Here is a 12,714-nt window from a genome sequence, read left to right as displayed (position 1 = left end):
GCGTCGAGCCCGTGCCCGCCAGCGTGCCCGCCAGCGGATCCGGGCCCGCCACCGCACCCGGACCCGCCACCGAGCCCCTGCCCGAGACCACGCCCCAGACCCCGGAACGGAACTCCTGATGCTGATCCTCGCCATCGACACCTCGGCCGTCGCCAGCGCCGCGCTGGTCTCCGATGACGCGCCGGAATCCGTGCTCGCCAGCTTCGCCACCGCAGACACGCGCACCCACGCGGAGGTCCTGGCCCCGGGGATCGACGAGCTCCTGGCCGAGGCCGGCGTCAGCGGCCGCGACGTCGACGCAATCGTCACCGGCGTCGGCCCCGGACCGTTCACGGGACTGCGCTCCGGGATCGTCACCGCCCGCACCCTCGCCTTTGTCTGGGGCAAGCCGCTGTACGGCGTCATGAGCCTGGACGCGATCGCCCTGGAAGTAGCCGAATCCACCGACTCGGCCGCGGAGTTCATTGTCGCCACCGATGCGCGCCGCAAGGAAGTGTACTGGGCACGGTATACCCTATCCGATGCCCAGCTGCCGCACCTGGCGGACGGGCCGCACGTGGGATTCGCCGCGGATCTGCCGGACCTGCCCGTCTACGGTGCCGGGGCCGGAATCTACTCCGACGTCGTCAAGGCGGTCACCGAATTCAGCACCCGGCAGCCGGAGGCCCTCTCGCTGGGCCAGTTCGCGCTCGCCCGGCTCGCAGCGGGCGAACAGCTCCTGGACTCCACCCCCCTCTACTTGCGCGAATCCGACGCCCAGGTGCCCGGACCCAGGAAGCGTGCCCTGTGAGCCCGGAACACGCCCCGCCGCGCAGGCTGCCCGGCGGGGTCACCCTGCGGGACATGGACCCCGCGGACATCCCTGTCGTCCACGCGCTGGAACGCCGGCTCTTTCCCGTGGATGCCTGGCCGCTGCAGATGTTCCACGACGAGCTGGCTCAGACGGACACCCGCCGCTACCTCGTGGCTGAGGTCCACGGCGGAATCGTGGGCTACGCCGGACTCATGTGCATCGAACCGATCTCGGACGTCCAGACCATCGCTGTGGTGCCCGAGCAGGAAGGAAAGGGCATCGGCTCGGCCCTGCTCACCGAGCTGATCGTGGAGAGCCGACGCCGCCGCGCCCAGGACGTGCTGCTGGAGGTCAGGGCGGACAACCCCCGCGCCCAGGAGCTCTACCGGCGCTTCGGCTTCGAACAGATCCACGTCCGGCCCCGCTACTACCGCGACGGCGTCGACGCCCTGATCATGCGGCTCCAGCTGCCCCGCGAACCACTTAGCCCCCAGCCAGAGGAAGCAGGCCGACCATGAACCGCACCCAGCCGCTCGTGCTCGGCATCGAGTCCTCCTGTGACGAAACCGGCGTCGGCATCGTCCGGGGGACCGCTCTGCTGACGAACACCGTCTCGTCCTCCATGGACGAACACGTCCGCTTCGGCGGCGTGATTCCCGAGATCGCCTCCCGGGCCCACCTCGACGCGTTCGTCCCCACCCTCGAGGAGGCCCTCGCCGAGGCGGACGTAACGCTCGCGGACATCGACGCGATCGCCGTCACCTCCGGGCCGGGCCTGGCGGGGGCCCTCATGGTGGGGGTGTGCGCGGCCAAGGCGCTCGCCGTCGCCACCGGAAAACCCCTCTACGCCATCAACCACCTGGTCGCGCACGTCGGCGTCGGACTCCTGCAGCAGGGCGCCGGCACAATGACGCTGTTCGGCAACGCGACGCCGTCCGGCGCCCCGTCGCCGCAAACCCCGCCGCACGCCCTGCCGGAGAACATGGGCGCGCTGCTGGTGTCCGGCGGCCACACCGAGATCCTGCGGATCCGGAGCATCACGGCCGACGTCGAGCTGCTGGGCTCCACGATCGACGACGCAGCCGGCGAAGCGTATGACAAGGTGGCGCGGCTCCTGGGCCTGGGCTACCCGGGCGGTCCGGCGATCGACAAGCTCGCGCGCACCGGCAACGCCAAGGCCATCCGGTTCCCGCGCGGCCTCACCCAGCCCAAGTACATGGGGACCGCCGAGGCGCCCGGGCCGCACCGCTACGACTGGTCCTTCAGCGGGCTCAAGACCGCCGTCGCCCGCTGCGTTGAACAGTTCGAGGCCAGCGGCGAGGAGGTCCCCGTGGCGGACATCGCCGCGGCCTTCCAGGAAGCCGTGGTGGATGTCATTACTTCCAAAGCGGTGCTCGCCTGCCGCGAAAACGGGATCACGGAGGTCCTTCTGGGTGGAGGCGTCGCAGCCAACTCGAGGCTGCGCCAGCTCACCGAGCAACGCTGCAGTGCCGCCGGGATCCGGCTGACGGTGCCGCCGCTGCCGCTGTGCACCGACAACGGCGCGATGGTGGCGGCCCTCGGGGCCCAACTGGTCATGGCCGGAGTGGAACCGAGCGGAATCGGTTTTGCCCCGGACTCCTCGATGCCGGTCACCACAGTCTCCGCCTGAGGCCTCGACCGCCTAAAGCCGGGTCCGGCCTAAAGCCTGGTCCGGGCGAATCTGAGTCCGCCTCCGTGGAGGCTGCAACAGTCCGGAGCTAGGCGTCCGGCCCCTGCCGCATCTGCTTGACCAGATCCAGGACGACGGCGCGCAGGTCCCCGCCGTGCTCGGCGGCGACCCGGCGCTGGCGCTGGTAGCCGGCGCCGCGCTCGATGATCTTCTCGACGTCGGCCAGTTCGGCGCTGCAGCCGAGCTTCGCCGCCACGGGCTCAAGCCGCTTGAGTGTCTCGCGCAGGTGCTCGGTGACGAGCTGCTCGTTGCCTTCGGCGTCGAGGATGATGATTGCGTCCAGGCCGTACCGGGCCGCGCGCCACTTGTTTTCCTGAACGTGCCACGGCGGCATGGTGGGAATGGTGCCGCCGTTCTCCAGCGTGGTGGAAAATTCGTCGACCAGGCACTGCGTCAATGCCGCGATGGCCCCGACGTCCTCGAGGGTCGCCAGGCCGTCGCAAATGCGCATCTCGATGGTGCCGAGGGCCGGGACGGGGCGGATGTCCCACCGGATCTCGGAGAGGGTGTCGATCACACCGGTGGTGAACATGTCCTGCACGTAGGACTCGTAGTCCTCCCAGCTGGCGAACTGGAACGGCAGCCCGGCGGTGGGCAGCTGCTGGAACATGAGGGCGCGGTGCGAGGCGTAGCCGGTGTCCTCGCCGCCCCAAAACGGGCTGGACGCGGAGAGCGCCTGGAAGTGCGGGAAGTAATTGACCAGGCCGTCCAGAACCGGAAGGACCTTGTCCCGGCTGTCCAGTCCGACGTGCACGTGGACGCCGTAAATGACCATCTGCCGGCCCCACCACTGGGTCCGGTCAATGAGCTTGGCGTAGCGTTCCTTGTCCGTGACGGGCTGGAGCTGTGGCGGGCTGAAGGGATGGCTTCCGGCACAAAAGATCTCCACGCCCATGGGATCGGTAACGTCCCGGACGGCCGCGAGCGAGCTGCTCAGGTCCGCTTTGGCTTCCGCGACAGTGGTGCAGATGCCCGTGACGAGCTCCACGGTGTTGAGCAGCAGTTCCTGCTTGATGTGCGGGTGCTCGTCGTCCTCATTGAGTTCGGGATGCCGGGCAGCGACTCCGCGGAGCACCTGGTTCGCCACGGAGGCCAGCTCACCGGTCTCGGCGTCGACGAGCGCCAGCTCCCATTCCACGCCAAGAGTCGACTGCCTGGATGAAGCGAACTCGATCTTCATGTGGTCCCTTCACTGTTTTGCTGTCACTGGCCGCGGTCCTGGTGGGAAATGCGCTGGCAAACACCCTCGGACGTGCCACCGGCGGTGGCACGTGACATTTCCCATCAAGGCGCCGGGCGGGCGGCTGACAGGGCCACGGGTGGTCCAAGTCTAGTGCAGGGGCGCCGCCGGGACGCGTGTCATAGTTACCGCTGGTGCGTGAGTGTATTCACAAAGCAGCTGGTCAGCGACGGTTCATGTTACGACGTGGGGCCGGCGGCCGGGGGGTGACCGGACCCGTCCTGGCGTTTAATGGAGCTGTGCCCATTCTGAACAAAGACATGACCCTGTGTATCTCGCTCTCGGCCCGGCCCAGCAACAACGGGACGCGCTTCCACAACCACCTGTACGAACAGCTGGGCCTGAATTGGATCTATAAGGCCTTCGCCCCCACCGATCTCGCCCAGGCAATCGCCGGCGTGCGCGGTCTCGGCATCCGCGGCTGCGCGGTGTCCATGCCCTACAAGGAGGACGTGATCGCCCTCGTTGACGTCATGGACCCGTCGGCGAAGGCCATCGATTCGGTCAACACCATCGTTAACGACGGCGGCCGGCTCACGGCCTACAACACCGACTACACGGCCATCGAGCAGCTCCTGCACAGCAACGCCGTCCCCACCGACTACTCGGTGCTGGTCCTGGGCTCCGGCGGCATGGCCAAAGCCACCGTGGCCGCGCTGCGGGATGCCGGCTTCAAAGACGTGACCGTCGTGGCCCGCAACGAAGACTCCGGCCGCGCCCTGGCCGAACAGTACGGCTTCACCTGGAGCGCGGAACTGGGCTCCGCGGAGTCCGGCACCGGCACGGCCGACCTTCTCATCAACGTCACACCGGTCGGCATGGCCGGCGGACCGGACGCGGCGGCGCTGTCCTTCCCGCAGGAGGCCATCGACGCCGCGAAGGTGGTGTTCGACGTCGTCGCCCTCCCGGCCGAGACGCCTCTCATCAAGGCCGCCCGCGCGGCCGGCAAGACCGTGATCACGGGAGCCGAGGTAGCCACGATCCAGGCGCTGGAGCAGTTTGTGCTCTACACCGGGATCCGGCCCACGGACGAGCAGATCAGGTCCGCCGAGGAGTTCATGCGGGCCCAATAGTGCAATAGGCCGGCGGCCCGGCAGCTTAGCCCCGGGATCCTGGCCGGGCGGAGCTAGACAGGCTCCACCGAGATGGCCACCCGGTCCTCGCCGATCCTGGTGAGGACCAGGGTGGCTGATTTCTTGCTCTTGTGCTTTGCGCTTCCGCCGGGCAGGAGTTGCTTGCGCAGTTCTTCCGGTGTGACGGCCGTGCCGCGCTTCTTGATGTCCAGGACGCCGATCCCTTCGTCCTTGACCCATGACTTGAGCGCCTTGACGTTGAACGGCATCACGTCGAGGATCTTGTAGGCCTTGGCGAACGGGGTGTCCCGCAGGTCCGGGGCACAGATATAGGCGATGTGCTCGTCCACGAGGTGCCCGCCCAGCTGGAGGGCGACGTCGGCCACCAGCCCGGCGCGGATCACCGCTCCATCTGGCTCGTACAGATAGCCCTCCACGGGACCCACTGGCGCCACCGGGCCGCCGTCGAAGTCCTCGCCGCTGGTGAGTTCGGCCGCACCCTGCGGGCCGAGCAGGAGGGCTGCGCGCCGCACGCCGGGACGCCGCACCGCGTTGAACCACAGGGCCACCTCGGTCACGTCCCCGCCGACGGAGACCCACTGGGCCTCGCAATCCGCGGGCACGGAATCGTGCGGCATGCCGGGCCCCATCTTCACTCCGACGGCGCGGCCGGAGCCGGCCAGCGACGCCACGAAGGACAGGGGAGGGGAGAAATCCTCCGGATCCCAGATCCGTTTGGTGCCCGACGTGGACGTGGTGCGCCGGGCCGGGTCCAGCCAGACGCCGTCGACCCCCTCGAGCGACACCGAGGTGGCATCCGCATGGACCACGGTGGCATTGCGGAACGGGATCAGGTTCATCGTGGCGCAGGCGGCCGTGGCCTCGTCCATTTCCACTGCGGTGACCACCAGGTCCAGGGACGCCAGGGCCATCGCATCGGCCCCGAGCCCGCAGCCGAGATCCGCGACGTGGCCGATCCCGGCCTCCGCGAACCGCTGCGCGTGCCGCGCCGCCACCGTGAGCCGGGTGGCCTGCTCCAGGCCAGCTTTGGTAAAGATCATCTGCCGCGCGAACTCTCCGAACTTGGCCTCGGCCTTGGTCCGCAGCCGGGACTGCGTGAGGACCGCCGAGACCATTTCGGGGGAGTGGCCGGCCTTGCGCAACGCCGCGGTGAGGCGGAAGGCCTCGTCCTCACGGTACGGGCCCAGCGACGCCAGCAGCTCCCAGCCCTCGGGCGTGAGGATCGGGGCAATATGTTCCTGCGGTGCGTCAGTCATGCCATCCAGCGTAGTTGAGCTCCGCGGGCACGCTGTGACCGGACCGCGGGGGCTAGGCTTGACGGCATGGAAGACAGCGGGACAGGCGACAGCATCGCAGAGGACACAGCCGGGCAAGACACAGCCGGGAACGACTACTCCGGGCAGGGGCGCCGGCGCCCGCAGGGTCTCGCCCCCTACGCCCGGCCGGCGCTGATCGCCGGCGCCGTGATCGCCGTCGTGTGCATTGCCCTTTTGGTGATCATTTTCTTCCTCGACTCCTTCAACGCGACCGTGTATTCCGTCGGTGGCAAGAACGTCCAGGACGCCACGGACGAGGCCCGGGCCATCCGCGACACCTATGCCGCTGCCCGGCTCGGCGGCATCATCTTCCTCATCACGGGCATCCTGCTGGCCGCCGCCGGCGCCGTGCTGATGTACCGACACCGCAACGACGAGGGCCAGGACGTGGACGAAGACGACGGCGAGGACGTGGACTTCGAAGACCTCGCAGGCCAGTAGGCGCGGGCCCGCAAGGCCCGATCGTCCATGGGACATGCCCAGCACCCGGCATCAGGAGTGGGCATGTCCTCCCGGGCAGCCCGCACCCGTGGGGCATGTCCAGCGTCCAGCGCGGGCAGAGAGCGTGATGCCCAAGTGTCCACCGGCCGCCACGAAAAATGGGCATGTCCCTCTGGCCCACCCGCACCCGTGGGGTATGTGCAGCGTCCAGCGCCAGGAATGGGCATGTCCTCCCGGGCAGCCCGCACCCGTGGGGCATGTCCATCGCTCAGCCCGGGCAGAGAGCATGATCCCCAAGTGTCCACCGGCCGCCACGAAAATTGGGCATGTCCCGCCGTGGAAATGTTCACCCGGAACGAATTTCTGGCACTCGCCTTGACCGAGTGCTAACCATTTACATAGAGTCGTCATTAGCACTCTCCCTAGGAGGGTGCTAACACATGAAGCGCGTTCCGCCAGGCACGCTGCCGGCACCGCGACGACGGTCTGTGCGCCTGGGCATCACCGCTTCATAGTCCACGAATTTGCTGACGAAAAGGAGAGGTCCGAGTGTCGGTCTCTATTAAGCCTCTTGAGGATCGTATTGTTGTCCGCCCGCTCGAAGCCGAGCAGACCACGGCTTCCGGCCTGGTTATCCCGGACTCCGCACAGGAGAAGCCGCAGGAAGGCGAAGTTGTTGCAGTAGGCCCCGGCCGCTTTGATGACAACGGCAACCGCGTTCCCATTGACGTTGCCGTTGGCGACGTCGTCATCTACTCCAAGTACGGTGGAACCGAAGTCAAGACCGGCGGCACCGAGTACCTCGTGCTCTCCGCCCGCGACGTTCTGGCGATCGTCGTAAAGTAACTCTCTTGGACCCCCGCGCAGCCGATCCTTTCGCATTGAATGGATCAGTTGCGCGGGGTTCTGTCTTGAAAGGACAAAACCATGGCAAAGCAGCTTGCGTTTAACGACGCTGCCCGCCGGTCGCTTGAAGCCGGCATCGATAAGCTCGCCAACACCGTCAAGGTCACGCTAGGCCCGCGCGGCCGCAACGTCGTACTGGACAAGAAGTGGGGCGCCCCCACGATCACCAACGATGGCGTGACCATCGCCCGTGAAATCGAGCTGGATGACCCCTACGAGAACCTTGGCGCGCAGCTTGCCAAGGAGGTCGCCACCAAGACCAACGATGTTGCCGGTGACGGCACCACCACCGCCACCGTCCTGGCCCAGGCCCTGGTCAAGGAAGGCCTGCGCAACGTAGCGGCAGGCGCCGCACCGGGCGAGATCAAGCGCGGCATCGAGGTTTCGGTCGAGGCCGTCGCCGCCCGGCTGCTGGAGAACGCGCGCCCGGTTGAGGGCACGCAGGTTGCCAACGTTGCCGCAATCTCCGCCCAGAGCGACGAGGTCGGCGAGCTGCTGGCCGAGGCGTTCGGCAAGGTCGGCAAGGATGGTGTGATCACCATCGAGGAATCCTCCACCACGCAGACCGAGCTGGTCCTCACCGAGGGCATGCAGTTCGACAAGGGCTACCTGTCCCCGTACTTCGTCACCGACGCGGAACGCCAGGAGGCCGTCCTCGAGGACGCCCTGATCCTGATCAACCAGGGCAAGATCTCCTCGGTGCAGGACTTCCTGCCGCTGCTGGAAAAGGCGCTGCAGAGCTCCAAGCCGCTTTTCATCATCGCCGAAGACGTCGAGGGCGAGGCCCTGTCCACGCTCATCGTCAACCGCATCCGCGGCACGCTGAACGTCGTCGCCGTCAAGGCGCCGGGCTTCGGTGACCGCCGCAAGGCCATGCTCCAGGACATCGCGACCCTCACCGGTGCGCAGGTTGTCTCCCCGGAGCTGGGCCTGAGCCTGGACACCGTTGGCCTCGAGGTGCTGGGCACCGCACGCCGCATCACGATCACCAAGGACAACACCACGATCGTCGACGGCGCCGGTTCGGCCGAGGACGTCGCCGCCCGTGTTGCCCAGCTGCGCGCCGAGCTGACCCGCACCGATTCGGACTGGGACAAGGAAAAGCTGCAGGAACGCCTGGCCAAGCTGGCCGGCGGCATCGGCGTGATCAAGGTCGGCGCTGCCACCGAGGTTGAGCTGAAGGAAAAGAAGCACCGCATCGAGGACGCCGTGTCCTCGACCCGCGCTGCCCTCGAAGAAGGCATCGTGGCCGGCGGCGGTTCCGCCCTCATCCACGCGCTGAAGGCGCTCGACGAGGACGCTGCCGTCCAGGCCCTCGAAGGCGACGCGGCTGCGGCCGTCGGCATCGTCCGCCGCGCCCTGGTCCAGCCGCTGCGCTGGATCGCCCAGAACGCCGGCTTCGACGGCTATGTCGTGGCTGCCAAGGTGGCCGAATCCGCCGTGAACCAGGGCTTCAACGCCAAGTCCGGCGAATACGAAGACCTGATCGCGGCCGGCGTCATTGACCCCGTGAAGGTGACGCGTGCGGCTCTGCGCAACGCGGCCTCCATCGCGGCGCTGGTCCTCACCACGGAAACTCTCGTGGTGGAGAAGCCAGCTGACGAAGACGAGCACGCAGGCCACAGGCACTAGGTTCTGCCGCAAAGGGGACGGCCCGGCATCTTGCCGGGCCGTCCTTTTTTCTGCCCTCTTTGAGCCGCCGACCTGACCGGACGCACGTCAACCGCATACCCGCCACAGTTCTGCCGGGATTCTGGCGGCAAATTGCCCGGATTCTGGCGCCTTGACCAGGCAAGCGCCGCACCGCCGCCGAGAATTCACTGGAAACTCACACCCTGGCGTGCCTCAATGGAGATCGGTGGCTGCTGCGACGATTGGCCATCAAAATTACGTTTTGGTAACATGGACGCTTTGGTTATCTGGTTGAGGGGTTGTTCTATGACACAGCAAAGAACCTCGCCCCTGCCTGCCCGCCACGGTGCCGCGCACAGGGCCAGCCCCGCCGCACCCAAGGCCGGCCGAAAATCCACATTCAGGCCAGAAATCCAAGGACTCCGGTCCCTGGCCGTGCTGATGGTCATGAGCTACCACATCTGGCTGGGCCGGGTCTCCGGCGGCGTGGATGTGTTCTTGCTGATCTCCGCCTTCCTCATGACGCTGCAGTTCGTCGGCCGCTACGAGCAGGGCCGGCCCATGGCTTTGCTCAAGCATTGGCTGCACCTCTTCCGGCGCCTGATTCCGGCTGCCGTCACCGTCATGGTGGCCGTACTCGCCGCAAGTATCCTGTTCCTGCCCCGGACCCGCTGGCTGGAAGTCATCAACCAGGGCTGGGCCTCCCTGTTCTACGCCGAGAACTGGCTCCTGCAGTCCGAAGCCACGAACTACTACGCCTCGGACCACAGCCAGGCCAGCCCCTTCCAGCACTTCTGGTCCCTCTCGATCCAGGGGCAGGTCTTTATCCTGTGGCCGCTCATCTTCGCGGGAGCGGCACTCCTCGCCAGACACTTCAGGCTCCGCTACCGCGTGCTGCTGTGCTACATATTCGCCCTGATCTTCGCTGTTTCGCTCGTCTACTCAATCGTCTTCACCCAGACGTCCCAGACGGTGGCGTACTTCGATACCTGGGCACGGCTGTGGGAGTTCGCGCTCGGCACCCTGGTGGCCCTGGCCCTTCCCGGCCTGCGGCTTCCCCGGGGCTGGCGCCTGGCCCTTGGCTGGCTGGGCATTGTGGCCATGCTCAGCTGCGGCCTCCTGCTCAACGTCCAGGCGTCCTTCCCCGGGTTCGTGGCCCTCTGGCCCACCCTGGCGGCGGCCTGCGTCATCGCCGCCGGGCAGTCCGGCAGCAAGCTGGGCGTCGACCGGATCCTCAGTTCAAAGCCATTGGTCCGGCTGGGCGACATCTCGTACGCCCTGTACCTGTGGCACTGGCCGGTCCTGGTCATCTCCCTCGCCGCGACGCACCGGGACCGTGCGGGGCCGATCACCGGCGCCGTCATCGTCACCGTGTCGCTGGTGCTCGCCTATCTCACCACCCGCTTTGTGGAGAAACCCTGGCGGGAATGGAAATGGCCGGAGGTGCGGCGGCGCCGCGCATTCATTGCCATCGCCGCGGCTGTGGTCACTGCCGTCGTGCCGCTGGCCGGCTGGCAGCTTCAGCTCAACATCGCCACGGCAGCCGCGGCGAGCCAGGCCTGGGCCAATAATCCGGGTGCCCGGTCGTTGGACCCCGCCTACGTCGACGGGGCAGACAAGTCTGCCCCGCTCCTTCCCACCCTCGCCACGGCAGCGGAGGAATGGCCCGAGTACGCGGGCGGCTGTAAAGCGGACGAGAAGGAACTCACCAACGTCTGCAACAACGGCAAGCAGAATCCCACCAAGACCGTGTTGATCATTGGCAACTCGCATGCCCACGTCTGGGCGACCCCCATCCTCACCATGGCCGATAAGTACGGCTGGAGGGTGGAGGCCATCACCAAGGGGTACTGCCCCGTGACGGACCACCAGGCCGCGGGGCTCTCGGAGGGCTGCCTGGACTTCAACAAGGACACCCTCAAGAAGGTGCTCGAGATGAAGCCGGATGTCGTGGTGACAACAAGCACCCGGACTGACCCCGACCCGAGCAACACCGAATTCATGGACCCGGGATGGGTTCCGCCGATCAAATCCATCAACGACGCCGGCATCCCCGTGGTGGCGCTGCGGGACACCCCGCGCTTGCACGAGGCCGTTCCCGCCTGCCTCGAGAGCAACCCCGAAAACTACGCCGCCTGCGGAACGACGACCGCGGAAAACTACCAGGCCGCGTCGCCCGATGCAGCCGTGGCCGGGCAGTTGCCGGCCACCAAGTTTCTGGACTTCAGCCGGTTCTTCTGCCCGGACAAACTCTGCCCGGCCGTGATCGGCAATGTGATGGTCTACAAGGATGACAACCACGTCACCCGGACCTATATGGAGAGCCTCACTCCGTACTTTGAGACCAAGTTCATGGCAGCTACCGGCTGGAACGCCGGGTAACGACCGTACGGTCCTTTGGGACGGCTGACTGACTGACTGCCGAGCTGACTGACTGCCGGCACGCGGCCGGCCGCCAGCGCCGGGCCGTCAGCGCCGTGAACGGTCCGCCCGGCGCCGCAGCCGGATCGCGGCGTCCGGGGGCAGCCGCTTGGTCACCAGCCGGTAGAAGATGAGAACCCCGACGGCGGCCACCACGATTCCCAGCAGGTTCAGGAACAGCTGCAGGGCGGAGCCGGCCGCCTTCTGGTACTCGCCCAGGACCAGTGCCACAGCCACGAACCCCGCCGCCGGCACCGTGGTGACCGAGATGAACACCCCGACCAGCGCCGCTGAACGCCGGCTGATGACCGACAGCATCCCGGCTATGCCGGCCAGCACGGCGACGATCAGGGAATACGGGCCCGGGTGGTAAATGAATTCAACCGCTGAACCGCGGTCCAGCGCGTCACGCGGAAACAGCCCGAGCGGCACGGACAGCCATGCGGCCAGGGCGGCAGCCAGCATCGCGACGGGAAAGCCGACGCCGAGGGCCAGCGCCGCGTCGCGTCCGAGCCGGCGCTGGCGCCGGACCAGGGCCACGGCCAGCGCAGCCAGCGGGCCGAACTCCGGGCCCACGGCCATGGCACCGACGATCGCAATGGTGGAGTCCGTCACGATGCCGATGGCCGCCAGTTGGGTCGCCAGGACCAGGAAGGTCAGAAACGTCCACGTCAGGCGCGAATCTTCGCCGGTCTGCCGCGACACCTCGTCCCAGATCACGGCGTCCGCGCCCTCACCCGGTGCTTCCGCCTCCGCCTTGTCGGACCGGTCCGAGAGCACCAGGTCCGGCTCGGTGACCGAAATTGATCCCCGCTGCTGGACATCGAGGACGTGGAGCTTCTCCACGAGCCCCTCCACGGATTCGCGCGCCAGCAGGACCTCGATAACGTCCCCGGGCGGCATGACGGAAGCGCCCTTGGCCAGCGCGACTTCCGAGACGCCGACGTGACTTGTACAACTTTCGACAACAACTCCGGACAACTCACCCGGGACACAAATGCGCAGCTGCACGATCACTTAGCGGCCTCCTCAGACTCGTCCAGCCTAGCTTCCGCGCCACGACCGCGCCGCGGCCGGCGCCGCCGGCCGGCTCCGCGGGTGCGCCGTTCGCCGGGCGCGGGAAGGCTGCCGCCAGGGCCGCGGGAGGGCTTCCCGCGGGC

Annotated in this window: 11 protein-coding genes; 8 read left to right on the top strand and 3 right to left on the bottom strand. The window is 67.4% G+C overall.

The window, feature by feature from the left end; all coding sequences use genetic code 11:
• The first annotated feature begins 118 nt into the window (after positions 1–118).
• From tsaB to tsaD, 3 genes are read left to right on the top strand one after another with little or no spacing between them, the layout of a single operon-like run.
• The gene (gene tsaB / locus AC1D2F_RS23250) at positions 119–790 is read left to right on the top strand and encodes a tRNA (adenosine(37)-N6)-threonylcarbamoyltransferase complex dimerization subunit type 1 TsaB (RefSeq protein WP_229994806.1); all 672 of its coding nucleotides are present in this window, start codon (positions 119–121) and stop codon (positions 788–790) included.
• A 53-nt stretch (positions 791–843) separates the two neighbouring features.
• Positions 844–1,311, top strand: coding sequence for a ribosomal protein S18-alanine N-acetyltransferase (gene rimI / locus AC1D2F_RS23245; RefSeq protein ID WP_476967854.1), 468 nt, complete (start codon positions 844–846; stop codon positions 1,309–1,311).
• Positions 1,308–2,444, top strand: a complete 1,137-nt coding sequence (tsaD, locus tag AC1D2F_RS23240; protein ID WP_476967853.1) for a tRNA (adenosine(37)-N6)-threonylcarbamoyltransferase complex transferase subunit TsaD — start codon at positions 1,308–1,310, stop codon at positions 2,442–2,444. The genes rimI and tsaD overlap by 4 nt, the downstream gene beginning before the upstream one ends.
• Before the next feature lie 88 nt (positions 2,445–2,532).
• Here tsaD and AC1D2F_RS23235 read toward each other — a convergent pair whose 3' ends face one another.
• A complete protein-coding gene (locus AC1D2F_RS23235; protein WP_476967852.1) occupies positions 2,533–3,684 on the bottom strand; it encodes a glutamate--cysteine ligase in 1,152 nt (383 codons plus the stop codon).
• Between the two features lie 299 nt (positions 3,685–3,983).
• Here AC1D2F_RS23235 and AC1D2F_RS23230 point away from each other — a divergent pair, with 299 nt between their 5' ends.
• Entirely contained in the window at positions 3,984–4,817 is an 834-nt protein-coding gene (locus AC1D2F_RS23230; protein ID WP_476967851.1) for a shikimate 5-dehydrogenase, read from the top strand.
• 53 nt (positions 4,818–4,870) lie between these two features.
• On the opposite strand, the gene AC1D2F_RS23225 is transcribed toward AC1D2F_RS23230, so the two are convergent.
• Positions 4,871–6,094, bottom strand: coding sequence for a class I SAM-dependent methyltransferase (locus AC1D2F_RS23225; RefSeq protein WP_476967850.1), 1,224 nt, complete (start codon positions 6,092–6,094; stop codon positions 4,871–4,873).
• Between the two features lie 66 nt (positions 6,095–6,160).
• Between AC1D2F_RS23225 and AC1D2F_RS23220 the strand changes: the two genes are divergently transcribed.
• The 4 genes from AC1D2F_RS23220 (at position 6,161) to AC1D2F_RS23205 (ending at position 11,515) form a co-directional block, all read left to right on the top strand.
• Positions 6,161–6,595 carry a hypothetical protein gene (locus AC1D2F_RS23220; RefSeq protein WP_476967849.1) on the top strand — a complete coding sequence of 145 codons (435 nt, stop codon included), beginning with the start codon at positions 6,161–6,163 and terminating at the stop codon, positions 6,593–6,595.
• A 549-nt stretch (positions 6,596–7,144) separates the two neighbouring features.
• A complete protein-coding gene (gene groES / locus AC1D2F_RS23215; RefSeq protein ID WP_018773735.1) occupies positions 7,145–7,441 on the top strand; it encodes a co-chaperone GroES in 297 nt (98 codons plus the stop codon).
• 81 nt (positions 7,442–7,522) lie between these two features.
• On the top strand, positions 7,523–9,133 hold the full coding sequence (gene groL / locus AC1D2F_RS23210; protein WP_476967848.1) for a chaperonin GroEL: 1,611 nt from the start codon (positions 7,523–7,525) through the stop codon (positions 9,131–9,133).
• A gap of 306 nt (positions 9,134–9,439) precedes the next feature.
• The gene (locus AC1D2F_RS23205) at positions 9,440–11,515 is read left to right on the top strand and encodes an acyltransferase family protein (protein ID WP_476967847.1); all 2,076 of its coding nucleotides are present in this window, start codon (positions 9,440–9,442) and stop codon (positions 11,513–11,515) included.
• Positions 11,516–11,602: 87 nt separating this feature from the next.
• Here the strand turns inward: AC1D2F_RS23205 and AC1D2F_RS23200 are convergent, their stop codons facing one another.
• Complete coding sequence (locus AC1D2F_RS23200; protein ID WP_476967846.1) at positions 11,603–12,571, bottom strand: DUF389 domain-containing protein; 969 nt, start codon at positions 12,569–12,571, stop codon at positions 11,603–11,605.
• Positions 12,572–12,714: the final 143 nt, after the last annotated feature.

This window comes from Arthrobacter sp. P1_B3, assembly GCF_056406615.1.
Note: the sequence above shows the minus strand (reverse complement) of the source record. Positions and strands in the feature narration are given on the sequence as shown.

Excerpts from the sequence above, each read along its gene's own strand:
- tsaB (WP_229994806.1), top strand. The coding sequence starts at position 119 with ATGCTGATCCTCGCCATCGACACCTCGGCCGTCGCCAGCGCCGCGCTG.
- rimI (WP_476967854.1), top strand. The coding sequence starts at position 844 with ATGGACCCCGCGGACATCCCTGTCGTCCACGCGCTGGAACGCCGGCTC.
- tsaD (WP_476967853.1), top strand. The coding sequence starts at position 1,308 with ATGAACCGCACCCAGCCGCTCGTGCTCGGCATCGAGTCCTCCTGTGAC.
- AC1D2F_RS23235 (WP_476967852.1), bottom strand. The coding sequence starts at position 3,684 with ATGAAGATCGAGTTCGCTTCATCCAGGCAGTCGACTCTTGGCGTGGAA.
- AC1D2F_RS23225 (WP_476967850.1), bottom strand. The coding sequence starts at position 6,094 with ATGACTGACGCACCGCAGGAACATATTGCCCCGATCCTCACGCCCGAG.
- AC1D2F_RS23220 (WP_476967849.1), top strand. The coding sequence starts at position 6,161 with ATGGAAGACAGCGGGACAGGCGACAGCATCGCAGAGGACACAGCCGGG.
- groL (WP_476967848.1), top strand. The coding sequence starts at position 7,523 with ATGGCAAAGCAGCTTGCGTTTAACGACGCTGCCCGCCGGTCGCTTGAA.
- AC1D2F_RS23205 (WP_476967847.1), top strand. The coding sequence starts at position 9,440 with ATGACACAGCAAAGAACCTCGCCCCTGCCTGCCCGCCACGGTGCCGCG.